This window comes from Thermodesulfovibrionales bacterium (genome assembly GCA_035686305.1).
In the GTDB taxonomy this organism is placed as follows: domain Bacteria; phylum Nitrospirota; class Thermodesulfovibrionia; order Thermodesulfovibrionales; family UBA9159; genus DASRZP01.
Genome location: DASRZP010000108.1, coordinates 1 through 24,949, shown reverse-complemented (window position 1 = coordinate 24,949; position 24,949 = coordinate 1). Strand labels below are relative to the sequence as shown.

Genomic DNA, 24,949 nt, shown 5'->3' with positions numbered 1-24,949 from the left:
ACCAAGACCGTTTTTGCCGAACCTGAAGAATACATCACAAAGAGCGGCGCCAAGTACGCAATTGCGAGTATATCAGAATTCACGGGCATCTCGGTGATGTTTCCCAGAGATACCGCCAAGGCGGTGATGACTGGAGCTCTTGAGAGAGATTTTCCTGATGTGAAGAATATTGATCCTGTCGTCGAGAACAACCGGGAGGGAGGAAGGATTGGGTGGCTCTATGACCGGGAAGGTTATCGCATCTTTGTTGACCCGTACTACAGGATAGACGTGAGGAAGATAGAGCTCTTCCTGTTGGTCTTCGCTTACCCCCTCTCCGTGCTTATCAGATTCATCGTCAGAAAGATTCGACCGTCCGGTATAACAGTATAGTGCGAAGGAAAAGCTCGGGATCCTTGGAAGGTTATGAGGACATGACAGGCCATGGGCGAAGAAAAGATCTATGACTGCATTATTATCGGCGGCGGGCCCGGGGGTCTCCAGGCAGCCATTTATCTGGGAAGATATAACAGGGACGTTCTCCTTATCGACAGGGGCGGAGGCAGGACATGGCATGCAAAGCATATCGAGAATTTCCTTACCCAGAAGGTCATATCAGGGGAAGAAATCATCCGGCGCGGCGTGGAGCAGGCGAGGAGTTTCAACGTTAGGATTGAAAGGGGGCAGGTAACAAGAGTCATGAAAAGGCGCTACTTCGAGGTCTCTGACGGAGAAAATCTCTACCTGTCAAAGTTCGTCATCGCCTCATCGGGAGTGCGCGACGACCTCCCGCCTGTCGAGAACCTCCACAGGTTTCTCGGCGTCAGTTTTTTCACCTGCCTGGACTGCGACGGTTACAGGACTACCAACAAGAAACTGGTCATCATTGGAAACTCTCTTGAAACAGCCAATCTCGCCTTTGCCATGAAGGCGATGTATACCGAGGACATTACCCTCATACTGTACTCAGACAGACTGCCTGAGGAATATAAGGAGGAATTGCGGGATGAGCATATCCGCCTCATCATCGGCCGACCGGTGAAAATTATCGGTGGAGAGACGATGGAGGCCGTCGAACTCAGGAATGGGGAGCGGATAGCCTGCGAAGTCGTCATGTCCCACTTTGGCTTCACGTTGAATGACGAATTTCTTGGTGAACTCGGCCTCAAGAGGGACAGCGATAAGTTCAAATACGTCGTGAGTCACGCCTATGAATCATCGCTGAGCGGACTCTACATCGTCGGCCCCCTCAACACGGGAGATGACCAGGTCGTTGTTGCGGCCGGGGAGGGCGCAGTCGCTGCACTCGATATCAAAAAGAGGCTGCTGGAGCTCGAAGGTTAGCGTGGGACTACTAGCTCCTGGTCATGGCCGCTGATCCATGCCAAATTCACGCCTCCTCCCTTCCTCCTGCGTGCCTGTGTGCCGTACGAAAAACCTTTGCCGTGGTCAAAATATCTGATAGAATTTCATTATAAGTCCTGGTAAAATTCAGAAAACAGCGGAGGGAAAGATGAACGAAGGAAGATATCAAAATCCAGCAGGGAGCTCCATATCGATACGGCAGGCAACCGAGGGGGATAGCGACTTTATTAAGGACAGACTTCGGCAGCATAATTTTGATGTGAGCGACTTCAATTACCAGGACTTTGTCGTAGCTCAGGAGGACGGTGAGCCCATTGGTTTTGGAAGACTGAGAAAGACGGGACCGATGCACGAGATAGGGAACGTCACGGTCATCGAGGAGAGAAGGGGACAGGGGATAGGCTCTCTCATCATCAGGCATCTCATCGATACTTCATCTACAAGGATGGTGGTGGTCTACGTGACGCGGGACCTCATACCGTATTTCGAAAAGCTGGGCTTCTCCGTGATGAAAGAGGGATCGAAGGAGCTCTATGATGCCCTTGACGAGGCGTTTAGAATTTCGGGAAAGACTGATACCGCTATCATGGTCTATGAAAAACCCGCTGTGGCGCAAGGCTAGGGACCGTCGTGCTGTATGCTGCGATGCCTTCACGAAAAGAGCTGAGGAGGCTGTACCAATGAACAACAAAGAAAAGGTTCTCGACATCGTAAAAAGATTGAAAAAGGAGTATCCCGAAATGAAGACCGCCCTCAACTTCAAAAACCCCTTCGAACTCCTTGTGGCAACGATACTCTCCGCGCAGACAACGGATGCCCATGTGAACAAGGTCACCGAATCCCTTTTCAAGAAATACAGGACGATAAAGGATTACGCTGACACCCCTTTCGAGAACTTCAGGAAGGACATCAGCTCGATCAATTTTTACAACAACAAGGCCAGGAGCATTCTCGGTTCGGCAATAATGATCATCGAACGATACGGCTCGAAGGTCCCGAAGACCATGGAAGAACTAATAACCCTTCCAGGGGTTGCGCGGAAGACAGCCAATATAATCCTTTCAAACGCCTATGGCATGAATGAGGGGATAGCCGTTGACACCCATGTCAGGCGGCTTTCCTTCAGACTGGGACTCACGAAAAACGAGGACCCTATGAAGATCGAACAGGACCTCATGGCGATAACGCCTCGGCAGGAATGGGGAAACCTGTCGCATCTCCTCATATTCCACGGCAGGAAGATATGCCAGGCAAGAAAAGCGAATCATTCCGGATGCGTCCTTTACGACATCTGTCCCTCGAGGAACATATTGCCCACATAAACTTCAAGGCCGATGTCCGATTTGTAGTCAAGAGTCGGGGCCTCCCGCTTGCCCCTCTGAAGGAGACCTTCCTTTCGGCGTAGCCTGGGGCGAGCGATGCCCTATGCTATAATTGAGGCGAAATACAAGAAACGAGAGAGGAGATAGGGAGGATCATCAGCTTGTAGACAACATTATGGGACACCGGATCGTTATTCGCAAACCGGAAAGTATATTCCAGATCGACGGCGAGATCGAGAACGGTTCATTTCACGGGCGCTGGCACTTTTCCTTTGATGAGTACCGTGACCCTGAGTATGATCGCTTCGGGACCCTTCGGGTATTTAATGATGACACCCTTTCCCCGGGCGCTGTCTGGCCTCTCCACCCGCATCGTGAGATTGAGGTCGTTACTTATTGCGCCGGCGGAGAGTTCCGTCACGCCGATGAGCACGGCAGAGGCGGGGTCCTCAAGAAAGGATGGGTGCAGCACACAACCGTCGGCAGCGGTATGTATCACTCGGAGATAAACAACAGATCCGATATCCCCATGAGGTTCATCCAGATGTGGTTTTTCCCTTCAAGGAAAGCCCTCAAACCATCAGTCGAACAAAAGGCCGTTGAAAAAGAAGAACGGAAGGGCAGGCTTCTCCCCCTGGTCTCAAATGTTCATCATGATAGCCTCCGCATTCATTCAGACGCCGAGGTTTATTCCTGTTTCTTGCCAAAGGGCAGGGCTGTGCGCCATCCTGTCCGGCAAAGTCGGGGCGCCTATCTCTATGTTCTTGAGGGAGGGCGTGTCCGGATCGATGGCTCTGTCATCACTGCCCTCGGCGCAGCAAAGGTGAAAGGGATGACGGAGATAGAGATAGCTGCTGATGATGACACAGAATTGCTTCTCGTCGACGTCTTTCTCCTATGAGTTCCTGCGAGTGAGAGAAAGCGGCGGGTCCGATGGCCGAGATGCCGAGGGACGACATTTTATGCGAAGCATGGCGTGAAGGAGTACCGGATAGTCGATCCCTTACTAGACGCATTAGAGGTTTCGCCTCAATCGCTGATGTCGTAACGCTGATTGAAGCATGTGATGAACATGAAACATGAGCAGGGGAGCGGCAGTCTCCCAGATCTTTTCTCACAAGACCTCCCGATGAGAAATAGCATGTATTATTTCGTGATCCTCGACTTAATCTCCCGAATGAAGAAGGCGATTGCCTCCCTGACTGTCTTAGCCTTCGGTTCGCGAATCGACGAAAGGGGTATCTGAGCACTCCATCGTGCTATGCCGGTCAGCCCAAAAAGCACCTGCTCGGGTTCTAAACTGATGTTCCCAATGCTAAGGTTCTGCGGGAGGAAGACACCCGAACCGAGCATTGTCGTCATCATTGCTAGGCCAGAAAATGCCCCCGATACTCCGGAATAAAGCTGCTTTCTGTCTTCTGGAGCTATTGAGAGAACAAAGTTCGTCGCAACCAAACCTGCTCCTGCCCACATGACTCCCGACGTTATCGCCTCCAGATACAAAACCGGATAGTTGTGAGGTGTGACAAAGAGCCATACCATTGGGTTAAATCCTCCAAGCAGGATAACCAATCGCATAGCTGTCCTATTACCGTAGGCGTCAATCAGCCTTCCCCAGAATCGGAAAACCAGTATTGACGCTACCATGTTTATACTGCCGTAAATCTGAACCTCGAAAAGCGTCATGTGCAGTTTCTGCAACATGAAGGGTTGCCAAAACGGGGCGCCTATACCAACTGCGAGCGTCCACCAACAGCTATAGAGGAGAAACCTTCTGAAGTTGTTGTCCTTCATTGGAAGAAAGAACATCCCCACGGTGCTTTCCTCTTCGATTTTCTTTTTCTTCTCAGGCAATCGTGCAAGGACACCCAACCCAGAGAAAGCAGTTACGACAGCTGCAACAAACATAATGGCAAATGCCAGCGGCAAATTTTCCACCTTAAAAAAAGTAGACGCCTGTGAGTGGTAGTCCTTCCCGCCTTCAGAGCTAAAACGATCAATAAAGAAGCTAAATCCATAACTCACTCCGACTGCGGTCAGCATCCCATACTGATAAAGGGCCGAGAAAAAGGATCCCCTGACCCTCAGAGGGACGACGTCTGATATCCATCCTATCCACACATTGCTCGCAGGAGACAGGAGGGCGATACTGACAAAGAAGAGAAGGAGAAAAATGCGAATCGCGTTCTCGGGAGGAAAAATAAATGGCAGTACTCCATACGTTAGTGCTATCCCACACCCGATGAACTGAAGCGTGAGCACGACGCTTTTTCTTTTTGTGCGCCTTCTTGTAATCAATGAGCCAATCGGCTGGAAGACCTGTGAAACCTGGCTTATCGCTGACAGTATGGCGAAGTGAAGAGGTGTGGCATTGAGCATAATCGCAAATCTAGTAAGAAACGCCGATCCCGATCCAGAGAGAGTACTAAAGATCTGACCCAAAACCCCAGACATCACAGATATCCGAAGAATCTTTCTAAGTCCCATGTCTTCTTGCGTTGCCATTGAAGATGTCTGCCTAGTCAGGGCCATAATGATATTGTCTTATTATAGAATTATCGCCAGACGTAAAACTCCTCAAGGGTATTGTGAGGAAAATTCAAAGCGAAGAAGGAAGAAACCAACATATCTGGCGAAATCATGGATGTGAGGGTTATCAGGTGGAGGTCATAAATCGTGATGCTCCCCTCAAGACATAGATTACTTGCAGCCCGGTTGTTTTCTGATATACTCTTAACAAAGCAATCTGATCGCAAGGAGGAGAAAGAGAGGTTGCAACGGCGAAGGAAGCAAGGCGTAGCAGAAGGAATAAGAAGAGGAGGAGGCCACCGGAATGGATAACCGCGTAACCGTTTCACTAGGTTTGCTCGTTGATTTGAGACTCAATGACGGAGTTGATATCTCCGAAGTTAAGGAAATAATTAATGGTCTCGAGTGCACGTGTGCAGACACCATCGGAAAGGCTAAGGTTATGGGTGTTGATATTGCAGAGCGAAGTCTTATCATTGAAAAGGATGATGAACCCGATGCAGAGTGAAGAGGATCAGTAAAGGCATAAGGGATCCCGTGTTCGCCCAGTCGTTCCAAATGCGCTGAGAAGGCCGAGCAGAAGCGCTACTCCTTCTTGTCCCTCTTCTCCCTGCAGGGTACGTTCTTGTGAACCAGTCTCTTTTTCAGCTTGCAGTATAACGCGACAAAGGTCCTGCAGCTGCGGGAACCATCCACAGAATCGGATTCTGGGAAACATGCGTATTTGCAGTCAAGGTCACAGAAGTCCATAGGCTGGTCTTAGTCTGACGCAAGAAAGGCGTTGGTGTCAAGGAACGGATGCTTTGTTAATTCGGCAAGGGACTACGGACACGAGAACAACGGATTCACTCATTCTCGCCAGGCATCCTGCCTGTCTCCGAGGTACCGGCGCGTCTCACCCTCCTCGTGGGGCTTTTCGTGCCGCTAAGACCGTTCATTCGCTGCTCTCGTGTCCCGACCCATATTATTGATATAATTCCGGGATCGACGTGGTTTCATATTGATATGACGAAGGACGATGAACTGAGAATCTTTGGAGGGCTCCAGGAAGCCTTCTTCCTGAGACGGCCGAACAGGTTCATTGTCGAATGCATGGTAGGGAAGAGGAAGAAACGGGCCTATCTTCCGAATCCCGGAAGGCTCTGGGAATTGCTCTTCCCTGGTGTGAAGCTCTTCCTCTCAGATGATGGCTCCTCGCATGAGAGGCGTACGGCGTATACCGTTGCCGCTGTCGAAAAGGAAGGGGTTCCCGTCATGCTCCATACCCATGAGACGAACACCGTTGCCCGGTGGCTCATAGAGCGAAACATGGTGCCCGGTCTCGAAGGATACCGTATAGTCAGGCCTGAGGTCGCTTGCGGAAAGAGCAGATTTGATTTCCTTCTGGAGAAAGGGGGAGACGAATTGATGCTTGAGGTAAAGTCCTGCACTCTTTTCAAAGGCGAGCTTGCGATGTTTCCTGATGCAGCCACGGAGCGCGGCAGGAGACATCTCATGGAGCTTGCCGAACTGGCAAGCAAGGGGAAGAGAAGCGGGGTCTTATTTATTGTTCACTCGCCTTCTGCCCGGTACTTTATGCCTGAGTATCATACCGATCTTCCCTTTTCACAGACCCTCTTCGAACTCAGGAAGGAGATCTTTATCAAGGCCGTCGGCGTCGAATGGAGGGATGACCTCACTCCTGAGGATGAGGCGAAGGAACTCAGGATCCCCTGGAATCTCATCGGGAAGGAGGCCCGTGATTGCGGAAATTACATCCTCATTCTTCATCTGAAAAGGGGCAAGGGGGTGGCAGTCGGAGGACTTGGAGTAACGACATTTCAGAGAGGGTATTATCTCTATATCGGTTCGGCAAAAAAGAACCTCACGCAGCGAATCAAGAGACATAAGTCGAGGAGGAAGAGGCTCTTCTGGCATGTCGATTATCTGAGAGAAAAGGCTGATTTTGTCGCTGCCCTTCCTATCAGATCGAGCCTTCAGCGTGAATGCGAAATAGCGAGGGCATTAAGGGAGATCTCGGACTGGACAGTTCCGAGATTCGGTTCTTCAGACTGTCTCTGTGAGAGCCATCTTTTCGGTATGGCCGGGAGTCCGGTCTTGTCACCACGATTCATAAAGCTCCTTCAGTACTTCAGGATGGACTGCATCGCTGAAGAATTGAAAGGGCCGTTCCTGAGCAACGGATTTCACGCGGTGTGCTGCCCCGAGGATTTCCTGGTATAATAATAGACTTTTCAGTGGCAAGTTCTATTCTTATCATAAAGGGAGGTCTGAATGGTACTGGATGTGGGTCTGGACAAAGAATCCATAGCGGTTCCCATCGAAAAGCCTTTTCAGCCCGATCTTGATGGGATCATGGAGAACATTGAGAGATTTGCTGCATCAAAGGATGTCAACCTGGACGGTATTGATATAAGGGGCCTTATTCCCAAGATGATCAGAGGAATCGCCGGCTGCGAGGGAGGCTGTCCTGCAGATGCAAAAGGCCTTGTTCGGCAGGGGTACGGGAATTTTCAGCTCAAGTATATCGAAGGGGGTATCCTCTCTGCTGATGTGAGTATCGGAAAAGGAAGGACGCTTACCCTCAAGATGTTTCCTGATTTCTAGGCGGAATGAACGATGAAGGCGATGGTCCTGCAGAAGACTTCGAATCTCGTAGAAACCTGGTCGCCTCTCCAGCTCGTTCATCTGCCGCTGCCCGTTCCAAAAGAGAAGGAGGTCCTCATCAGGGTCTCTGCCTGCGGGGTATGCCACACGGAACTCGATGAGATTGAGGGGAGGACTCCCCCGTCGATCTTCCCGATTATCCCCGGCCATCAGGTTGTGGGAAGAGTGGAAGCGGCTGGAAGTGCAGCGATGAGATTTAGGATCGGGGATAGGGTCGGAGTCGGCTGGATATATTCGGCCTGTGGAAGGTGCAGGTTCTGCCGGGAGGGGAAGGAGAACCTCTGCGATGATTTCAAGGCAACGGGAAGGGATGCCCATGGCGGCTATGCTGAGTACATGACCGTCTCCGAGGACTTCGCCTTTCTGATACCTGAGGCATTTTCCGATGCTGAGGCTGCCCCTCTCCTCTGCGCAGGCGCAATAGGGTACCGTTCGCTGAGGCTGACGGATATCAATGACGGCGAGAATGTCGGGCTAACCGGTTTTGGCGCTTCTGCCCATCTCGTCCTCAAGATGATAGGGCACCTCTATCCCGGGTCGAAGTGCTTCGTCTTTTCAAGGACAGAGAGGGAGAGGAGTTTTGCAAATGAGCTCGGCGCCTTCTGGGAAGGGGATATTGAGGAACCCTCTCCGGAAAAACTGCATGCTATTATCGATACGACGCCGGCGTGGCTGCCGGTGGTCAAGGCCCTCGGAAATCTCGAACAGGGAGGCAGACTCGTCATCAATGCAATACGGAAGGAAGAGAAGGACAAGAGATCGCTTCTTGACCTTGATTACGCCCGTGATCTCTGGAAGGAAAAGGAGATAAAGAGCGTCGCGAATATCACCCGGAGGGACGTGGAAGAGTTTCTGAAACTCGCTGCAGAGATCCCCGTGAGACCGGAAATTGAGGAGTTCGGACTCGAAGATGCTAATGACGCGCTGATGGAGCTGAAGGAAAGGAATATCCGGGGCGCAAAGGTCTTGAGGGTCTCGTGAACCGGATTAAATGAGCACCCGTCTTCATTACATGACTCTACCTCATGGAATGAAATCACATGCGCCCGTAATCTCCCTCCAGAAACTTCCTCGTATACCGTTCAACGCTTGCGTCGTCATGGAGCACGGCATCCAGCTGCCTCGTATAGGCAAGGAGCCTTCCGAGTTGTTCGAGGATTCCCTCTATTTCATCCGCGCTCACGTTCGTGAGCCTTGCGATGACGAGGTCCCCGTTTGCGCTGATGCCGAATCCCAGTCTTCGTAGGATGTCGGCGATAAGCTGAATCCTCCGGGAACGCTTCGTAATGTCTGTGGCGCCTCCCGCAAAGCGGAAATAGATGTGGTTGTTTCTCGTATTGTCGCTGCAATAACAATCGACTATCGTGAAGTGATACCCGAACTTAAGGTTCAGATTCATGTACTCACTGGAGACAACGGCGACATTATAGCCGACATAGTCGCTCCTATCAGTGGTGAGGTCCGGCATTCTCATCATACTCGAGATGAAGTCGTTGACCCTCAGAGAAACGGCTTCAGAATCCCAGACGCCGGGATGGAGCATTCCCTTGACTATTGCCCTGAATGGCAAAGAGGCAATGTGGTCATAGGTTGCGATTCCGGCCTTGCCAGCGTGGAGAAAGGCACCCCCTATGTCAAGCACAATGATGCCGGCAGGGATCGGCAAGTCCAGTTTCACGGCAGCCTGCTTTTTCACGATGTCCGTTCCGTAACGCGCCCTGTCAACGAGTTCCATGACGGCCTTTTCGTGAATAAATCTGAGGACATCATGGAGAGTCCTGCACCCTTCCGGCGTGAAACTATCGATGAGAGGATCGACAAGGTTCAGGGGTGCAATGTATCTGAGGATAGATCTCTTCTTTCTGAATTCATAGACATCTTCCATCGGCAAGGAACTGAGATGGGCAAAATCCTGAGGGGCGCTGAAGACCCCTTCAAATACTGCTGTTTTCCCCTCGTCATCCACGGCTACCGTGACTTCCTGACCATGATGGAGCACCTTGGTCGCGTCGCCTGCATTCACAATGGTCGGGATTCTGAATTCCCTGCAGAGCGAAGCCATATGGCTCGTGGGTGTGCCGGTGTCGGTAATAATCGCCCCGACATAGGGCATGACCCTCACGAAATTTGACGAGTCATGTCGGGAAACGAGGACCGACCCCTTCGGGAACTGTCTCAGTTCATCCGGGTATTTTACGATAAAGACCCTTCCGCTCGCGATCCCTTTCTGGACGGCAATGCCGCTGTCTCTCATGATCTCCTTTGCTGTATCCGCCGGCGCCGGCAGCACCGATGGGACGGCAGTCTTCTGCCCTATCCTGAGAGGCCTCGACTGGAGGGCATAGATTACTCCGTCCTTCCCGAGAGCCCATTCGATATCCTGGGGTCTCCTGAAATACGTTTCTATCGTGACACCAAGCGTTGACAGTTCTTTTACCGTCTCCCTTACGAGGCAAGGCCGATCTTTCATCTCCTCAGGGGTCCTTACCTTTCCCGTTCCCCCCTCCTCGAGGTTTATAACCATGTACTCTTTCTTGCCGGGCTCGATTTCGATGGCCGATGGTCCCGCCCCCTTTTTTATCCTGTAAAGGTCTGCGTCTGTCTGGCCCTCGACAACAGCTGTGCCCAATCCCCATGCCGCGTTTACGAGCAGTGTGTCAGGGTCTCCAGCCGGGTCAGACGAATAGATAACGCCGCTTGAGACAGCATCGACCATGACCAGACATCCGACAGCCATCTGCATTTTCCCCGGTCTGAATCCCAGGTGCTTCTCGTATGCCACGGCGTTTGCTGAGAAGAGACTCGCGACAACCTTCCTGTAAGCAGCTCTGACTGCGACGAGGTCCGCGGGAACATTGAGGATCGTTTCGAACTGCCCCGCAAAAGAAAACTCCCTGTCCTCTTCATCGGCGCTGCTTCGGACCGCGAGCCTGCATGTCCCGCCATGCCTCGCCCTGATCTCCTCAAGGGCCCTTTCTATCGCGGTATCGACGCTCGGAGGTATCTCGGCCTGGAGGATCTGCTCCCGCAATTCATTCAGTGCAGTCCCCTCCGCTCCCGTGCCGTCATCAAGAGAAGCGATTCGTTCCCTCAGGTTATTATGCTTAACCATCTCGTGGAAGGCAGAGGTCGTAATGAAAAAGGCCTCGGGGACGTTGAGATGGAGCTGGTTCTTCAATTCCGCAAGGGCAAAATTCTTGCCCCCGATGGCACGTTCCATGTCCCAGGTGACATCCTCAGAGAAGACCACCATCTTTTCTGAAACTTCATGAGCATCATGGATCAGGTTCTCTATCTGCTTTTCGATGCGTGCCAAGACTTCATGCAGCTTGGCATAGTTTGATCGTGTAAGGCTGTCAAAGCTCTCCAGCGAGTCCTGTAAGGCAACAGACAGTTGTGAATAAGCCCCCTCGATATAGATGATGTCGAAGAGATAATCGCCCCCGAGTTTCTCTCCCATGTCGGTTATGATCTCGAGCGCCCGGTTGTTCTTCTCAAGCACCTCCCTGAAGAGCCTGAAGAGATGGTCGAAGGAGAAAACCGTTCCCGTGGTGCCCTTTGAGAGTCCGAGAGATGACTTCAGATGTTTCGCAAGATCACGTATCATGGCTCGCTCAATGCCCGCTGTATCGATGCCTTGAGCTCCTTTATCTTGACAGGCTTTGGAAAAAAATCATGTACGTCGCCGCGCAAAGCCTCTATCGCTGTATCAAGGTTTGCAAAGGCGGTAATCATAATCACCTTCGTCTCGGGATAGAGACTCTTTACGGTCTTCAGCACCTCCATGCCGTCTATCCCCTTCATCTTGTAGTCGGTGACTACAAGATCGAAATGCCTTTCCCCGAGCGCTTCCAATGCCGGTTTGGCATTGAGAAACGTCTCCACTTCGTATCCCTCCTGTTCAAGGGACATCTTCGCCATGTCTCCGACAATCTTTTCGTCATCGATGACCATGATTCTGTATGCGGTCATGCTATACCTCCTCTTGCTTATAGGCGGGTAATTTTATGGTGAACGTGGTTCCGACGCCGACCTTGCTTGAGACGCTGATCGTTCCCTTATGACGTTTAATAATTCCATAGCTGACGGACAAGCCGAGGCCCGTTCCTCCTTCCCCCTTGGTGCTGAAAAAGGGGTCGAATATGTGGGGAAGATACTCGGGGGGTATCCCTTTCCCTTCATCCATAACCGATATCTCGACAAAATCCTTTTCCTTTCCCTGTCGTGTCGCGATGAAGAGTTTCCCTCCTGAAGGCATGGCGTGAACTGCATTCGTCATGAGGTTCACAAGGACCTGATGTATCTGGTCCTTATCAAGAGAGACGTGGCTAAGGCCCCTGCAGAGGTCGAGCTTTACTTCGATATTCGAGATCTCAAGGGTGTTCTGCATGAGCTTTAGCGCTTCCTGTATCGTCTCGTTGATGTCGGCCTCACGGAGAATCGCCTCCTTCGGCTTTGAGAAATCAAGGAGGTTCTTCACGATCTTCTCGATTCTCTGTGTCTCTTCTTGGATGGTGTTCATGAGGTCGAGCATCTTTTCCTTGCTCAGTATATCATGAAACTCGATGAAGTTCTGTGCAATCATTGAGATGTTGTTGAGGGGGTTTGTGAGTTCGTGGGCGACTCCGGCGGTAAGTACGCCCAGAGACGCAAGCTTTTTGGATTGAATGAGTTCCTCTTCCCTCCTGCTGAGTTCATCGGACATGGAATTGATGGCGTTGACAACCGAACCGAGTTCATCATTCGATTTACCGTCATCGATCTTCTGAAAATTACCCTCGGAAATACTGCTTGCGAGCTTTTCGATCGACCGTAGGGACCTCAGGATCTTCTGCGAAATGAAATGGCTCACCGCAACGGCCAGTATGAGAATCACGAGAAACGAGTAAAGGAGGATACGTTTTGAGACCGTGAGGATGTCGCTGACGCGCCTCCGTTCTAGGCGTGTTATCTCCTCAGAAAATTCTTTCAGTCTCTTCCCCTCTGTCCTGAGTGCCAGCATCGTCTCTTCATCGGCGACTCCTTTCCTCCTCGTTTTTCCTACGGCATCAGCGTAGCTCCTCATATGGGTTTCGAGCTTACCGAGATCCGTCTCCCCGATGGCACGGACGATATCGTTCCTGACGGTGGAGAGGGATTCCATGGTCTTATCGAGCTTTTCCTCTATCTCGGCAAGGGCCTTCCTGTCTTTGTATAAGAAATAGTTCTTCTCCGAAAGTCTCATCTCAAGAAAGGATGCGTTCAGATCATCGGCGATCTCGACAAAACGCAGTTTTGCGAGTACGAGGTCCAGATTCTGATAGGCGAAGAAGCTGATGAGAACAATGAGGGCGACATTGAAGCTATTGGAGAGTATGATCTTGCGCTCGATCTTCATAAGACGTCACTCCTGAGGCACGGGACACCGCGGGATCTCAGACTGCTCCTTCCTCACCGGTATGTACCAGAGCAATCCGTCGATCGCGAGGAGTATCCCGGCCACGAGAACGAGGGAATCCGCAATGGTCAGGAGACCGGTGGCGAAATACCCGATGAGGCCGAGGCCAAGACCGGCAAAGGAAACGCCGGTTCTGATAAAGGCAAGTCCTGTGCGAGCGCGGGCGTAGATCGTCCTGTAGCATGCGGCGACGGTACGCTGGCCTGCCAGGACATTCCTCTCACGGGCGAGATGCGTACGTTCTTTACTGGCAGGTGAGGGGTAGAGGATGGTGCAATGGTCCGCAAGAAAATCGCCGAGACGGGCAAGCATGGTCTGCTTTGATTGAGAGGGCTGCGTTGTGCCTTCGATGAAATGGTAGTTTTCAAGGAACTGGAGTGTTGCGGCAGTGACTTCGACGAGTGTCTGATGCCCGGGCGGGGTCATCCTCGACTTTCTTATCCTCAGATAACCAGCGAGTCCGAAGGTGGCCAGGGAAAGACCTGCCGTAAGCATGACCCAGGAGAGTGCGTGTATTGAGGCCGATTGCCGCGTCCTCAGAAGTGCGTCAGAGAGTGCGACCATTCCCAGCCCCCACCTGAGGAACGCGAGGTCCGTCCTGGCCTTCGCCAGGTCATTTCGGTAGCATGCGAGGCGTGTTCTCCATTGGGCCATGGTGTTGCGCCAGAAGGCGAGGCCTGTCCTCTCGGTGCCGATAAGATACCCGGGCTTCGCATGAAGGAAATCCTGGATAAACCACTGGATGTCCTCATCAAGGGCCACCCAGAATTCATAACGGTCCGCTTTTATCGAGGTCCTGACTTCCTCAAGGACGAGAGGGTCCTCGGGGTTGTTTGCGGCGATGATGACGGTCCCTCCGTCCTTGATGAGCGGGAACCATCGGCTCATCGAGAGTCGTTCCCCGTCAAGGGATGAAAGGAGTTCAGGAGCGATCGGCATCCTCTCGTCGTAGATTGCAAAGGGACGGTTGTAAAAGTCTGCAAGGGCATTCACAAGGGCAAGGCGGGAAACGCCGTATTTCCTGACAAGTACCTGCTCGATATCAACGCCTCTGGCTGCGGCTGTTTCAGCAGCCCCGCTCAGTTCCCTGTCGGTCAGAATCTCCCGGTCGACAAGGAGACGATATCTCGTATGAGTCTGCGCGTCAGTCGCCATCATGGCTGAAAACCGCCTTACTCCATGTGCGTGTGGGCACGCCGTAATCAGGGATCGAAATCTCCATCTCTCCATAACAGTAGGGGAACTGTTTCCTTATGGTTTCGGAGGGACTGTGCCAACGGATCCCGTCGGCTATGAAGAACAATCCCGTCAGAAGCAGGGTTATATCAAAAAAGGACCAGAGAATGCTCCCCGGCCCAAAATAGACAAGGAGAGCCATACCCACGGATGCGATGCTCATGCCCGTCCTGATGAATGCCATACCGGTCCTTGAGCGTGCCATGATCGTCCGAAGCCTCGCCATCACGTTTCTTCTCTCCGCAAGGACTGTTCTTTCGAGTGCAAGGCCTGTCGTCGCCCAGATCCCCGGGGAATGCGACGGCCGAACAGGAGGAAAAACGGTCTTGCCGTCACCCTGGTGATGACGTTTTACGGACGGAGGTAAGCAAAAATCCCAGATGCAGAGCTTATCTTCAATCCTTCTGATCGACTCGATCCCTTTCACCCCTGCGCGACGGCCGGGGACATACCAGTGGAGACCTTCGAAGGCCATTGCGGTACCAATGAAAATCAGGGCGATATCAAAAATGGTCCAGGGGCCGGCATGGAACTGTCGCATAAGCGCGGTGCCGAGACCGATAAAGGAGACGCCCGTCCGGGTGAAGGCAAGGCCGGTCCTGGCCCGGGCCATAAAGGTTCTGTAACATGCGAGGACTGTCCTCTCCTCGGCAAGATCGGTCCTGTCACTTGCGAGATACCGGCGCCTCATGACAGGAGAGAGATCAATCCAGTCCGAACGGAGTTCTCCGGCACCGGGAATCGGGTCTGTTCTCCTGAAGACTGGATTGTCGCCGGGATCTAACACCTCAAGTACCGTGGTCCCGCATGTAGACTCTGTGGATGAGCACGGTGAAATGTGCCCGGCTGTCCTTCTTGCAGGTATGTACCACGCGATGCCGTCGAGGGCCATGACGAATCCTGAGATCAGAAGGACGGCCTCGAGGATTGTGAGGTATCCAAACCCGAAGAGTCTGAAGAGCACAAGGGCGACCGCCATGAAAGAGATCCCCGTGCGGAGAAAGGCAAGACCCGTTCTTCCCTTTGCCAACGATGTCCGGTGGCATGCGAAGAGGGAGCGCCGGTCGGCGAGAAAGGTCCTGACCTTGGCAAGAGGTGTCCTTCCTGCTGAAGGGGGAAATCCCGGGTTCAGATCCAGACTGTTTTCTACGATCCTGACGAGGTCCGAAGGCAATGCTACCATAAATTCAATATGCTCTGCCCCAAGGGTTTGCTTGATTTCCTCTGTCACGGAAGGATCGTCAGGATAACAGGCGATGACCTCGGCCTTCTCACGGCTGAACGAGAGAGGAACCCAGAGGCGTTCCTTGGTCCTTTCGAGGTCAATTCTGCTCGTAATATTCCTTGAAAGGAGAAATCCTTCCTCATACTCGATGACAGGGCAGTTGTAATATTCGGAAAGACAGAAGATGATCTCGTGTTTCGGAACGCCTTTCCTTATCAAAAGGTCTTCGAGGTGTGAGCCAGAAGCGGCGGATTCTCTCATGTATGCACCAAGCTCACCGGCGGAGAGTATCCCGCGCCTCGTGAGCCTCTCGAACTTCCCAGCAGTCTCCATGCTAAAAGGACCTACTTCTCAACCTCCGAGATGATACCGTTGTGCATCCTCATCCTTCTGTCGGCCTGGCCGGCAAGCTCAGTGCTGTGAGTAACGATCACAAAGGTGATGCCCCTTTCTTCGTTCATACTTCTGAAGAGCTTCAGAACTTCCTGCTCTGTCTCCTCGTCAAGGTCGCCGGTAGGCTCGTCTGCAAGGACGATTTCGGGGGCGTTGATAAAGGCCCTTGCTATCGCCGCGCGCCGCTGCTGTCCGCCTGAGAGTTGTGAAGGATATACAGGGGCCTTGTCCTTGAGACCGACTCTATCCAGGAGGTCCATGGCATATTCATGGGGAACGTCTTTTATCCCACTGAAGGCCATGGGGAGGATAATATTCTCAATCACCGTGAGCGTCGGAATAAGACTCGAAAACTGGTAGATGAAGTTCATCTTTCTGCTTCTCATCTCTGAGAGGGTGTCATCGTCTATCGACCAGAGGTCAATGCTGTCTATGACGACTGTTCCGCTGTTGGGCCGCGTCAACCCGCCGATCAGACTCAGGAGTGTTGTCTTTCCACTGCCCGAGTGTCCCACAATCGAAACCATCTCTCCTTTCTCGATCTTCATGCTCACATCGTCGACGGCCCTGAGGACGAGGCCGCCGGCCTTGTATGTCTTCGTAAGCCCTTTGACCTCTATCATCTACTTTCCTCTTCCATGGCTCTCGATCTCTTTCATGAGGGCATCTGCCATGCCTTCATCGGACTTCTTGAGCTCTCGATACATAGTCATCGCTTCATTTTTCCTTCCTGCCTTCATGTATGCAACGCCCAAGTTGTACCGTGCAGTAGCATAGGAGGGGCGCAAGGCGATCGCCTTTTTCAGGGCGGAGATCTCCTCGTCTGTCATGCCGAGCTTCCCATAGGCTATGGCTAGGTTGTTATAGGCAACGGGATAGTCAGGCATATACTTCAGGGCCTTCTTGAAGCTCTCGACTGCTTCACGGTGCTGGCCCAGACGGTTATAGGCCGTGCCTAGCCTGAAATAGGCGTATCCCATGTCCGGTTTCAACTCTATAACCTTCTTGAGCGCCTCGATCTCTTCCTTGTACTGGGCATTCCGGTCATAGAGTTCTGAGAGATGGTACCAGAGGTCGGGGTCCCTGGGATTGCTCTCTATCTTCTTCTGGACTTCGGCATACACAGATTCCGACGTGTAAGGATTAGCAGCTGAACTTGGCCGCTGTTCCTCCTGTTTCTTGCTGCATGCCGTGGGCAGGGAAAACATCATGAGGATAGAAACGAGAAATCCAAGAGTTCTTTTCATCATCCCTCCGCAGCTCGCAGAGAAAGGCAAAGGATGAGAATCGGCGCTACCGAAAAAATTATCGAAACATTCCTTGTCATCCTATTCTCCCCTCCTGATCGCATCATAAGGCTCCATGCGGCTGGCAGTGACTGCCGGGACGATGACTGCGAGGAACCCGGTGAAGAGCGAGAAGATGAGCGCTCCGAAGACGAGCTCCGTGAGCACGGGCAGGGACGGGAGGAGATAGGGGAGCTTGAGGCTATGGATAATGAGCTTTCTGAATGAAGCCACGAGGAGGGCGCCGCCGCTGAGACCAACAAGTCCTCCGAGAATCGCTATCATCAACGCCTCCGTCACGACGAGCCGGAAGATATGTCTCTTCTTTGCGCCCATTGCCCTCAGGACACCGATCTCCCTCTGCCGTTCGTTCACCATCATCGAAAAAGCGAATCCCATCATGAGGAGGGCCAGCACCCAGAGAACGCCGCTCACGGCATAGATCCCTTTCAAGATGCCGCTCAATTGTCTTCGCACGGTGCTGATGACCTCGTCGGAGGCTATCGCCTTCACGCCATTGATTTCATGCTCAAGCCGTATCGCTACCCTGTCCGGAGTAAAACCCTCAGAGACCTGGACAAGGACGGCAGAGATGCTCTTTGCCGGGAGATCGATGGGCTGCATCGATTTGGTCTTCGAATCCTCGGCCATCTTGTAAGCCGCGTCGAGCGTCATGAAGACAGAGCGATCAAAGAACTTCATACCCGTCGGTTCGAGGGTTCCCACCACCTTGAAGATCGTCCCGAAAAAGGGCAGGGAGTCACCGGTGATCACCGGCACATCCCGTCCTGTGATCACTTCATTCATGCCGAGGGGTCGCTTGAGGTGTTTTTCGACCCAGGGCGTTACCGTAAAGTCCGTTCCCGGCTCAAAGGCGACGAGAAAAACGTCGACGTTGTAACAGCAGGTGAAGGAAGCAGGCTTTACAAATACCTGGGGTGATGCTGCCTTGACGCCTTCAACCTTCCTTGCCTGATCGAGGACGTCGTGCTTCATATAAAAGCTTGTCGGTTCTCCTGCAAGGAGTGCGGAACGGGCCTGGGCTTCATATTTTTCCGGGACAATGAGGACATCCGCACCGAGCCTGTAAGTCCCGATCTTCAGAGCATTCTGCATGCTCGAAATGAAGAGGGTTGCGGAGAATAAGGTCCCCGTGACAACGGCAACGGCCAAAAGGAGGAGGGCTGTTCGTACGATCTTCCTCCTCAGGTTTTTCACCGCAAAGGATACTATATTCAGTTTTGCCTTCATAGAGTCTTTAAGTTGTATTCAGAAAGAAAGGGGGCAATACGTGTTGCCCCCCTCTCTTTCACCGGAGCTCTTCTCCAGCAGGTGATTGACTACTTCGCTGCCTAGTGCCAGTCGACCTCGATGCCGCAGAGGAGAGGCGATCCCTTGTCAATCCTCACGGTGACGCCGGCGTTCTTGTGACATTCGGCACATGCAGAGACCTTTCTCACGATGTTGCCCGTCTTCAGGTCCATGACATTGATCGCACTGTCATCGGCATAGGTCCTCGATGAGAGGAACACATATCTGCCGTCCTTTGTGAAGGCGAAGTCATGGGGCCTGACATCATCGGGCAGGATGATCCGCTTTATGATCGTATCCTTGGCCGTATCGATGACGATGACCTGGCTCTTATGGGTTGGCGGTTTCAGACCAGGATCAAACTCGTTCGGCGCGCTCACAAAGAGGTATTTGCCGTCGGGCGTCATCCTTGCCTGGTGGAGGAAGGTCATCTCAGGGCTCGTGATTTCCTTGATCTTCTTCTTTGTCGTCCAATCGTACACGTATACCGTTCCTGTCGGCATGTCGGTTATGTAAGCCTTCTTGTTGTTCTTCGTCCATTGGATTCCGCAGACAGCCTTTCCTACAGGCATCTTGTCAACGGTCTTCAGCTTCTGGGAATCCCATACATAGACATTGCCGTCAGCCATGTCCTCGAAGTAGATATTTCCGTCGGGTCCTACGACGGCGCCGCAGAACTTCTCGCCCACCTTATAGGGTCCCGACTTCTTTCCCGTAGCGAGATCAATCTTATAGACGTCTCCGCTCAGGGTTCCGGCGACGAGAACCTTCTTCCCCTTCTCGGCTACGATGGCCTGGCCGTGGGTTCCTCCGGCCTTCTTGACCTCTTCGAAGCTCATGCCCGCGATCTTGCCTTCCATTTCAGAACCTGCTTCCGTAAGGACGATTCTGCCCTTTTCCATATCCGTAGGCGGCTTCATGGTCCTCATATCGACTACGGCGATATGCCCTCCGTGCCCGGCAATATAGGCAGTGGCGTTGAACGTAACCCCCTCTTCAGGTGTCACGACCTTTGCTTCAATGGAATCGCCCGGTCCTGTGAGGCAGGTGTCAGCCATCTCAACGGCTGAAGCTATCACGTACCCGGCGATGGCAAATACCACAAGCAACAAAAGAACGACTCTTTTCCTCATCTTTCCTCCCAATGTTTCTTTTCGTTAGTGGACAAGGCCCTTACCGAAAACATCCGTTCCCGCTCTTATCACCTCCTTCTCACTCCTGATAGGTCACAGCAATGGCTTCAACTCATGTTCTATTATGAAACTCCTTGAAAGTCCGTGTCAACGTAAAATTCTAAGTTTAGGAGGGACGAGAACCGAACCCTTTTATTTTTACCGTTTTACGACCAGTACGGGACAGGCGGCATACATGATGACCCTTTCGGCAGTGCTTCCAAGGATTGCCTTATCAACACCCCGGTGTCCGTGACTGCCCATGGCTATCAGGTCGATCTTCATCTTCTTCGCACTGTCGACGATCTTTTCCGCAGCCTGTCCCTCGACGATCTCAGTCTTGATCGAAATGCCCTGGGCCGCTGCGAGGTCTGCTGCACTGTCGACGATCTTTCTTGCCTCCTGACCGAGACTGCTCCTTATCGACTCGGTCTTGAAGAAATCGATCATCTCCTCATACCGGGGGATGACATAGAGGGCTGTTATTTCGGCATTGTCAATCTTTGCCAGATGACACGCCCTGCTGAGGGCACTCCTGCCGGAGTCGGAACCGTCAAAGGGAACCATGATGGATCTATACGTTCCCGTGCACTTGCTGCAGGGCCTCTTAACCACGAGAACGTCGCAGGGGGCTTGGACGATCACCGCTGACGTCACGCTTCCCATCAAGAGCCTCTTGAGACCCCTTCTGCCATGGGTGCCCATGGCGATGAGATCAGCTTTTTTTTCGCTCGCGATATCGACGATAACTTCCGGCGGGTCCCCCTCGCAGACCAGAGAGTCTGCGTCAAGACCGAATTCTGAGGATAGTTTCTCCTTTTTCTGGAAGCATATCTTCTTTCCCAGTTCCAGCCGCTTTTCCCTCTGTTCGGGAGCGATGCTGAATTCCTCTTCGTCAAAGTAAACGGCGTGGACAAGGGAGACATTCCCGCCGTGCCTGTTTATCCAGTGGGAAATTTCCGTAAGGGCCGCCTTGCTATAGTCTGATCCGTCAAAGGCTACCAGGATGTTGTCATACATGAGACTAATGCGCTCCTCCGCCTTTCCTGAAGACCATTCCGACTCCAAAGCCTGCGCCGAGGGCAGCGAGTATTGAGAGCATTCCGTAGAGTGCTCCTCTGTTCTTTGCCATGGAAGAGAGGGTCTTTACCAGCCCCACCTGCTCCACGACAACCGCCGTTTCTGCCTTTTCGATGACCTTGTTGTCTTTGACGGCGTAGACAGTAACGATATAGTCACCGGGAGGCGCCTGGTATGGCCAGTCCAGAAGGGTGTAGTAGTTCTGTTTTCCTTCCTTCCCCGCCGCGAGGTCAGGAGATTCTTTCTTCATATCGGAAGTGTAGAGTTTTCCCGAAGACATGTCGTAGAGTCTCGATGCCTGTTTGTACTTGAGAAATTCCCGGAACCACAGGTCCTTTTCTCCTTCCGTCAGGGCAGGTTTCAGTTCAGCGTGTCTTTCGAGAGCAGGATAACCGATGACATATTTGTCCATCTCTTCCCGGCTCAGGATATCTTCAAGCTTCCTTGTGCTATGGACGAAATAGAGGGTCGGGACACCTTCAAAGGTGAGTTCGCCCACATTCATCCACAATAAGCCGGCCATTTTCCCTTTTTTCTTCAATGCCTCATGCCCTTCTGGTGACGCTATCTTGACAATAAGGTCGGTCCCTGCATCTGCCTCGCCCCTCACGCTGACCGAGCTTCCGTGGTACAGGAAGTCGATCTTTATGCGGTCATGGTTTGCTGTGACCGTGAGTGCTGCCGAAGCCTGACCCGGATATCTCGTGATAACGAAGAGGACAAGGAGTGCTATCGATAAGCAGAACGTTATCTTCCCTCTTCCGACTTCTGATGTCCATATCTCTTTCATCAGTGACCTCCTCCTCTTGAAAGAAGTAATGACGGAGCCATGGTGAGCTCAAAGACGATCTTGACCGTCACAGCGAGGACGATCACTGCAAGGATTATCTTGAGCTGTTCGCCTTTGAGTTTTCGTCCGAAGACAGTCCCAACCTGGGCACCGATCGTTGAACCAAGGAGAAGAAGGACGGCGAGAATGAAATCGACATTGTGGTTGGTATAGGCCTGAAGAAAGGTGACCTCGATGCAGTTGAATAATATCTGGAAGAGGCTCGTCCCGACAACAACATGCATCGGCATCCTGAGAATATAGACCATGACGGGGACCATGAGGAACCCGCCGCCCACGCCCATCACAGCAGCGAGAATTCCGACAAAGCCGCCGAAGATAACCGGTATGAGCGCCGAATGGGTGACGCCTGATTTCTCAAAATGTGTCTGGAGGGGAAGGGACTTGAGGAATTTCGCAAGGCCCGACTCCCTTGTCGGTTTTGCCTCTGCCGTCTTCTTCTTCATGCTCGAAAGGCTTTCTATGAACATGTAGGTCCCGACGATCCCGAGCATGAGGACATAGGTCATCTTTATCACGAAGTCCGCATTGCCCATTGCCCTGAGGACCTTAATACCCTGGACACCGAGGAGCCCCCCTGCAAAACCTCCGACGAGGAGATAGAGCCCCATCTTGAAATCAACGTTGCCCACTTTCCAGTGTGCGTATGTCCCAGACGTTGATGCCGCTACGATCTGGTTCGAGTCAGTTGCGGCTGCAACCGTTGACGGTATGCCAAACATAATGAGGAGCGGTGTCATCAGGAAGCCCCCTCCAACACCGAAGAGACCTGAGAGCAGACCTACGGCCAGTCCCAGACCCACGGGTATCATGATGTGAATGCTTGTTAATGCTACAGGCAGATAAAGATACATCTGAAATTCCTCCTTTTCTCTGTCTTATTTTCTCAGTATTGATTCAGGCGGCTCCCACCTGCTTTGCCATGGTGACAATGGGTCTCGAAGCCGTCTTGACGAGCTTGTTCAAAACTTTTGACGTGATGACTCCGTTATTGGTAATACTCGGGCTCAGGAGTACGAGGTCTATCTTTGTGTTCTGCCTGAGGATGTTCTTTATGGATGATATGACATCCATGGCTGAAGTGCTGATTTCCATGGTAATGCCGGATTTCCTGCCCCTCTCTTTCAGGGCTGCAACCTTCTCTTCGTAATCCTCATTATTCTTCCGGTAATCCTCGCTGATCAGCTCCCGCGCAGTCTTGAACTCACCGGCTTCGGCAAAGCTGATTGCGCTCATCATGTCGTCAAATTTTTCAAGGCCTTTCCTCTTATAGATCAATAATATCTCGATGCTGTCATCCATGGTCTTCGCAAGATCCAGGGCATAGGAGAGACCGTCTTCAAAGTTCTCGTCATGGTACGTGACAAAAAGAAGCTGCTTCCCTTTCATTATCTTCTCCTCAAGGTCCTATGTCCCGACAACGAGCACGGGACAAGGGGCCTGGTTGATAATCTTTTCGACAATATTCTTTCCGAACAATCTCTTGAACCAATTCGTCTTGTTCTGACCCATGATTATGAGGTCGCAGTCTTCATCCTCTGCAACCTCGAGGATCTTCTCATGGATCTCTCCCTCTTCGATCCGGGTCTTTACGAGGACCTTCTCAGCTTCTGCTATGTCGTTGATCTCGGCCGTTGCTTTCCTCGCGCCGTTGTCAAGGAGGTCTCCGATATTCTTGACAGCTGTGAGGTTCAGGCTGCCGTCATGAGGGGGGACGACCTTAACCACAGTCACCCAGCATTTCTCGTCTTCAGCAACCCTTAGGCCCTGCCTGAGGAGATCCTTTGAACCATTTACTGCTATAAGAACCTTTCTGTAACCCTTCATCTAAGCCTCCTTTCTTTCTATCTGTTATTATTAAGAAGAGCAAGGGCAGTGCCAGAATATAACTATTTGAAATATCAGCATAATTGTGTTTGCGGAGAGCTTGCTTGTGTTTCAAAATTGAACAGGCATGAACGCTCCACATTTTCTAGAACCATGGGTTTTCGAAATGGTTTCTTTGCATTACCCGGTTTTGGTTCGCTTTTGTGAGCGTTCTTCGTTGTTAGCCTGCGGATCCGATACTGTTCAAAATTGAAACGTTTTTGATATGGTGCATCTCTATACCAGATTGACAGTTGGAAGATTAGTTGGTCCGCCGCATTGGCATCAAAATATCATTATCGACGATAGGTATATTTAAGGTATAATAAATATATCATGGAGTTTGAATTTGACCCTGAAAAAAGCAAAAGCAACAAACAGAAACACGGCATTGATTTCTATGAGGCACAAGAATTGTGGGATGATCCGGACTTCGTCGAGATTCCTGTAAGAGCCAGCGATGAAGCGAGATTTTTGGTCATTGGAAAAATACTGGGAAAACATTGGTCGGGAGTTATCACATATCGGACTGAAAAGATAAGAATTATTTCAGTGCGACGTTCAAGGAAGGAGGAGGTTGATATCTATGAAAGCTCGTGAGTTTGAAAAGAAATTCGACGAAGGCAAAGAGGATATTACTAAATATCTGGATGTATCAAAAGCAAGAAGACCCGAACAAGAACAAAAAAGAGTAAATGTAGATTTCCCTTTGTGGATGATTCATTTATTGGATAAAGAAGCGAGACGCTTGGGTGTTCCCCGTCAATCTATCATTAAAGTCTGGGTCGCAGAACGCCTTGAAAAGGTATCTTGAACGTATCTGATGCTAACAAAACACTCGTATGGAACGCTGATAGCCATCGCACAGTTTCCTCGTTCCCTCCCTCGCACCGCTCGGGCAAGGAACCGGGCAGTCAAGACGGACACGCCCTTCGGGCGGGCGCTTACCGCCGGGACTGACTAAGAATGAAACGAGAATGACTCAACTCTCTGGCCGCGACAAAGAAGCAGCTATGATCAGGCAGGCCAACCGTGCCGCTGCCGTTGGCCGACTTATGCTTGGCGAAACGCGGGATTGGAACGAGTTTCAGACCCGACTTTCGCCGATGGATCTCCCATGTCTCGTAAGTAATTGGAATTGCACTTCAATTTAGCCATTGAATTGCCTACCTAATGATATCCAGCCTCGTATAGCGTCTGAAAGAGCATAAAATAAGGCCAAGTGCATTTT

General features: G+C 51.8%; 27 protein-coding genes. 11 read left to right on the top strand and 16 right to left on the bottom strand.

What is annotated here, in order from left to right:
- The 5 genes from VFG09_12585 to VFG09_12565 all read left to right on the top strand — a co-directional run.
- Window positions 1-372 (top strand): hypothetical protein (locus VFG09_12585; GenBank protein HET6515992.1); only part of this gene is annotated, 372 nt, incomplete at its 5' end.
- A 51-nt stretch (window positions 373-423) separates the two neighbouring features.
- Window positions 424-1,323, top strand: coding sequence for an NAD(P)/FAD-dependent oxidoreductase (locus VFG09_12580; protein ID HET6515991.1), 900 nt, complete (start codon window positions 424-426; stop codon window positions 1,321-1,323).
- 169 nt (window positions 1,324-1,492) lie between these two features.
- Window positions 1,493-1,966 carry a GNAT family N-acetyltransferase gene (locus VFG09_12575; GenBank protein HET6515990.1) on the top strand — a complete coding sequence of 158 codons (474 nt, stop codon included), beginning with the start codon at window positions 1,493-1,495 and terminating at the stop codon, window positions 1,964-1,966.
- Between the two features lie 58 nt (window positions 1,967-2,024).
- On the top strand, window positions 2,025-2,666 hold the full coding sequence (nth, locus tag VFG09_12570; protein ID HET6515989.1) for an endonuclease III: 642 nt from the start codon (window positions 2,025-2,027) through the stop codon (window positions 2,664-2,666).
- 175 nt (window positions 2,667-2,841) lie between these two features.
- Window positions 2,842-3,567 (top strand): pirin family protein, encoded by a 726-nt coding sequence (locus VFG09_12565; GenBank protein ID HET6515988.1) that lies wholly within the window; start codon window positions 2,842-2,844, stop codon window positions 3,565-3,567.
- A 245-nt stretch (window positions 3,568-3,812) separates the two neighbouring features.
- Here the strand turns inward: VFG09_12565 and VFG09_12560 are convergent, their stop codons facing one another.
- On the bottom strand, window positions 3,813-5,153 hold the full coding sequence (locus tag VFG09_12560) for an MFS transporter (protein HET6515987.1): 1,341 nt from the start codon (window positions 5,151-5,153) through the stop codon (window positions 3,813-3,815).
- A 346-nt stretch (window positions 5,154-5,499) separates the two neighbouring features.
- Here VFG09_12560 and VFG09_12555 point away from each other — a divergent pair, with 346 nt between their 5' ends.
- Window positions 5,500-5,703 (top strand): hypothetical protein, encoded by a 204-nt coding sequence (locus VFG09_12555; protein ID HET6515986.1) that lies wholly within the window; start codon window positions 5,500-5,502, stop codon window positions 5,701-5,703.
- A 77-nt stretch (window positions 5,704-5,780) separates the two neighbouring features.
- On the opposite strand, the gene VFG09_12550 is transcribed toward VFG09_12555, so the two are convergent.
- The gene (locus tag VFG09_12550; GenBank protein ID HET6515985.1) at window positions 5,781-5,945 is read right to left on the bottom strand and encodes a hypothetical protein; all 165 of its coding nucleotides are present in this window, start codon (window positions 5,943-5,945) and stop codon (window positions 5,781-5,783) included.
- Window positions 5,946-6,200: 255 nt separating this feature from the next.
- Here VFG09_12550 and sfsA point away from each other — a divergent pair, with 255 nt between their 5' ends.
- Genes sfsA through VFG09_12535 form a run of 3 tightly spaced genes read left to right on the top strand, consistent with a single transcriptional unit; the run spans window position 6,201 to window position 8,843 of the window.
- Window positions 6,201-7,418 (top strand): DNA/RNA nuclease SfsA, encoded by a 1,218-nt coding sequence (sfsA, locus tag VFG09_12545; protein ID HET6515984.1) that lies wholly within the window; start codon window positions 6,201-6,203, stop codon window positions 7,416-7,418.
- Between the two features lie 51 nt (window positions 7,419-7,469).
- Window positions 7,470-7,802 carry a hypothetical protein gene (locus VFG09_12540; protein ID HET6515983.1) on the top strand — a complete coding sequence of 111 codons (333 nt, stop codon included), beginning with the start codon at window positions 7,470-7,472 and terminating at the stop codon, window positions 7,800-7,802.
- Between the two features lie 12 nt (window positions 7,803-7,814).
- Entirely contained in the window at window positions 7,815-8,843 is a 1,029-nt protein-coding gene (locus VFG09_12535) for a zinc-dependent alcohol dehydrogenase family protein (protein ID HET6515982.1), read from the top strand.
- Between the two features lie 55 nt (window positions 8,844-8,898).
- Here VFG09_12535 and VFG09_12530 read toward each other — a convergent pair whose 3' ends face one another.
- From VFG09_12530 to VFG09_12465, 14 genes are all read right to left on the bottom strand, one after another.
- Window positions 8,899-11,469: a PEP/pyruvate-binding domain-containing protein gene (locus VFG09_12530; GenBank protein ID HET6515981.1), complete on the bottom strand. Its 2,571-nt coding sequence runs from the start codon at window positions 11,467-11,469 to the stop codon at window positions 8,899-8,901.
- Window positions 11,466-11,834 carry a response regulator gene (locus VFG09_12525; GenBank protein HET6515980.1) on the bottom strand — a complete coding sequence of 123 codons (369 nt, stop codon included), beginning with the start codon at window positions 11,832-11,834 and terminating at the stop codon, window positions 11,466-11,468. Before VFG09_12525 ends, VFG09_12530 begins: the two co-directional genes overlap by 4 nt.
- Before the next feature lies 1 nt (window position 11,835).
- Window positions 11,836-13,239: an ATP-binding protein gene (locus VFG09_12520; GenBank protein HET6515979.1), complete on the bottom strand. Its 1,404-nt coding sequence runs from the start codon at window positions 13,237-13,239 to the stop codon at window positions 11,836-11,838.
- 6 nt (window positions 13,240-13,245) lie between these two features.
- A complete protein-coding gene (locus VFG09_12515) occupies window positions 13,246-14,457 on the bottom strand; it encodes a hypothetical protein (protein HET6515978.1) in 1,212 nt (403 codons plus the stop codon).
- Complete coding sequence (locus VFG09_12510) at window positions 14,444-16,093, bottom strand: hypothetical protein (protein ID HET6515977.1); 1,650 nt, start codon at window positions 16,091-16,093, stop codon at window positions 14,444-14,446. The genes VFG09_12515 and VFG09_12510 overlap by 14 nt, the downstream gene beginning before the upstream one ends.
- An 11-nt stretch (window positions 16,094-16,104) precedes the next feature.
- A complete protein-coding gene (locus tag VFG09_12505) occupies window positions 16,105-16,776 on the bottom strand; it encodes an ABC transporter ATP-binding protein (GenBank protein HET6515976.1) in 672 nt (223 codons plus the stop codon).
- A complete protein-coding gene (locus tag VFG09_12500; protein HET6515975.1) occupies window positions 16,777-17,403 on the bottom strand; it encodes a tetratricopeptide repeat protein in 627 nt (208 codons plus the stop codon). It abuts the gene before it with no gap.
- Window positions 17,404-17,481: 78 nt separating this feature from the next.
- Entirely contained in the window at window positions 17,482-18,690 is a 1,209-nt protein-coding gene (locus VFG09_12495; GenBank protein ID HET6515974.1) for an FtsX-like permease family protein, read from the bottom strand.
- Between the two features lie 101 nt (window positions 18,691-18,791).
- Window positions 18,792-19,883 carry a YncE family protein gene (locus tag VFG09_12490; protein HET6515973.1) on the bottom strand — a complete coding sequence of 364 codons (1,092 nt, stop codon included), beginning with the start codon at window positions 19,881-19,883 and terminating at the stop codon, window positions 18,792-18,794.
- Window positions 19,884-20,081: 198 nt separating this feature from the next.
- Window positions 20,082-20,942, bottom strand: coding sequence for a universal stress protein (locus VFG09_12485; GenBank protein ID HET6515972.1), 861 nt, complete (start codon window positions 20,940-20,942; stop codon window positions 20,082-20,084).
- Window positions 20,943-20,946: 4 nt separating this feature from the next.
- Window positions 20,947-21,792, bottom strand: coding sequence for a TIGR02186 family protein (locus tag VFG09_12480; GenBank protein ID HET6515971.1), 846 nt, complete (start codon window positions 21,790-21,792; stop codon window positions 20,947-20,949).
- Window positions 21,792-22,706 (bottom strand): sulfite exporter TauE/SafE family protein, encoded by a 915-nt coding sequence (locus tag VFG09_12475; GenBank protein HET6515970.1) that lies wholly within the window; start codon window positions 22,704-22,706, stop codon window positions 21,792-21,794. Before VFG09_12475 ends, VFG09_12480 begins: the two co-directional genes overlap by 1 nt.
- Before the next feature lie 43 nt (window positions 22,707-22,749).
- A complete protein-coding gene (locus VFG09_12470) occupies window positions 22,750-23,241 on the bottom strand; it encodes a hypothetical protein (protein ID HET6515969.1) in 492 nt (163 codons plus the stop codon).
- Window positions 23,242-23,259: 18 nt separating this feature from the next.
- Window positions 23,260-23,679: a universal stress protein gene (locus VFG09_12465; protein ID HET6515968.1), complete on the bottom strand. Its 420-nt coding sequence runs from the start codon at window positions 23,677-23,679 to the stop codon at window positions 23,260-23,262.
- 375 nt (window positions 23,680-24,054) lie between these two features.
- On the opposite strand from VFG09_12465, the gene VFG09_12460 reads away from it, so the two are divergent.
- Together VFG09_12460 and VFG09_12455 are read left to right on the top strand one after the other, a co-directional pair.
- A complete protein-coding gene (locus VFG09_12460) occupies window positions 24,055-24,318 on the top strand; it encodes a BrnT family toxin (protein ID HET6515967.1) in 264 nt (87 codons plus the stop codon).
- Entirely contained in the window at window positions 24,305-24,532 is a 228-nt protein-coding gene (locus VFG09_12455) for a hypothetical protein (protein ID HET6515966.1), read from the top strand. The genes VFG09_12460 and VFG09_12455 overlap by 14 nt, the downstream gene beginning before the upstream one ends.
- Window positions 24,533-24,949 lie beyond the last annotated feature (417 nt).

Coding starts and splice junctions, on each gene's coding strand:
- VFG09_12580 (HET6515991.1), top strand. CDS start 424: ATGGGCGAAGAAAAGATCTATGACTGCATTATTATCGGCGGCGGGCCC.
- VFG09_12575 (HET6515990.1), top strand. CDS start 1,493: ATGAACGAAGGAAGATATCAAAATCCAGCAGGGAGCTCCATATCGATA.
- nth (HET6515989.1), top strand. CDS start 2,025: ATGAACAACAAAGAAAAGGTTCTCGACATCGTAAAAAGATTGAAAAAG.
- VFG09_12565 (HET6515988.1), top strand. CDS start 2,842: ATGGGACACCGGATCGTTATTCGCAAACCGGAAAGTATATTCCAGATC.
- VFG09_12560 (HET6515987.1), bottom strand. CDS start 5,153: ATGGGACTTAGAAAGATTCTTCGGATATCTGTGATGTCTGGGGTTTTG.
- VFG09_12555 (HET6515986.1), top strand. CDS start 5,500: ATGGATAACCGCGTAACCGTTTCACTAGGTTTGCTCGTTGATTTGAGA.
- VFG09_12550 (HET6515985.1), bottom strand. CDS start 5,945: ATGGACTTCTGTGACCTTGACTGCAAATACGCATGTTTCCCAGAATCC.
- sfsA (HET6515984.1), top strand. CDS start 6,201: ATGACGAAGGACGATGAACTGAGAATCTTTGGAGGGCTCCAGGAAGCC.
- VFG09_12540 (HET6515983.1), top strand. CDS start 7,470: ATGGTACTGGATGTGGGTCTGGACAAAGAATCCATAGCGGTTCCCATC.
- VFG09_12535 (HET6515982.1), top strand. CDS start 7,815: ATGAAGGCGATGGTCCTGCAGAAGACTTCGAATCTCGTAGAAACCTGG.
- VFG09_12530 (HET6515981.1), bottom strand. CDS start 11,469: ATGATACGTGATCTTGCGAAACATCTGAAGTCATCTCTCGGACTCTCA.
- VFG09_12525 (HET6515980.1), bottom strand. CDS start 11,834: ATGACCGCATACAGAATCATGGTCATCGATGACGAAAAGATTGTCGGA.
- VFG09_12520 (HET6515979.1), bottom strand. CDS start 13,239: ATGAAGATCGAGCGCAAGATCATACTCTCCAATAGCTTCAATGTCGCC.
- VFG09_12515 (HET6515978.1), bottom strand. CDS start 14,457: ATGATGGCGACTGACGCGCAGACTCATACGAGATATCGTCTCCTTGTC.
- VFG09_12510 (HET6515977.1), bottom strand. CDS start 16,093: ATGGAGACTGCTGGGAAGTTCGAGAGGCTCACGAGGCGCGGGATACTC.
- VFG09_12505 (HET6515976.1), bottom strand. CDS start 16,776: ATGATAGAGGTCAAAGGGCTTACGAAGACATACAAGGCCGGCGGCCTC.
- VFG09_12500 (HET6515975.1), bottom strand. CDS start 17,403: ATGATGAAAAGAACTCTTGGATTTCTCGTTTCTATCCTCATGATGTTT.
- VFG09_12495 (HET6515974.1), bottom strand. CDS start 18,690: ATGAAGGCAAAACTGAATATAGTATCCTTTGCGGTGAAAAACCTGAGG.
- VFG09_12490 (HET6515973.1), bottom strand. CDS start 19,883: ATGAGGAAAAGAGTCGTTCTTTTGTTGCTTGTGGTATTTGCCATCGCC.
- VFG09_12485 (HET6515972.1), bottom strand. CDS start 20,942: ATGTATGACAACATCCTGGTAGCCTTTGACGGATCAGACTATAGCAAG.
- VFG09_12480 (HET6515971.1), bottom strand. CDS start 21,792: ATGAAAGAGATATGGACATCAGAAGTCGGAAGAGGGAAGATAACGTTC.
- VFG09_12475 (HET6515970.1), bottom strand. CDS start 22,706: ATGTATCTTTATCTGCCTGTAGCATTAACAAGCATTCACATCATGATA.
- VFG09_12470 (HET6515969.1), bottom strand. CDS start 23,241: ATGAAAGGGAAGCAGCTTCTTTTTGTCACGTACCATGACGAGAACTTT.
- VFG09_12465 (HET6515968.1), bottom strand. CDS start 23,679: ATGAAGGGTTACAGAAAGGTTCTTATAGCAGTAAATGGTTCAAAGGAT.
- VFG09_12460 (HET6515967.1), top strand. CDS start 24,055: ATGGAGTTTGAATTTGACCCTGAAAAAAGCAAAAGCAACAAACAGAAA.
- VFG09_12455 (HET6515966.1), top strand. CDS start 24,305: ATGAAAGCTCGTGAGTTTGAAAAGAAATTCGACGAAGGCAAAGAGGAT.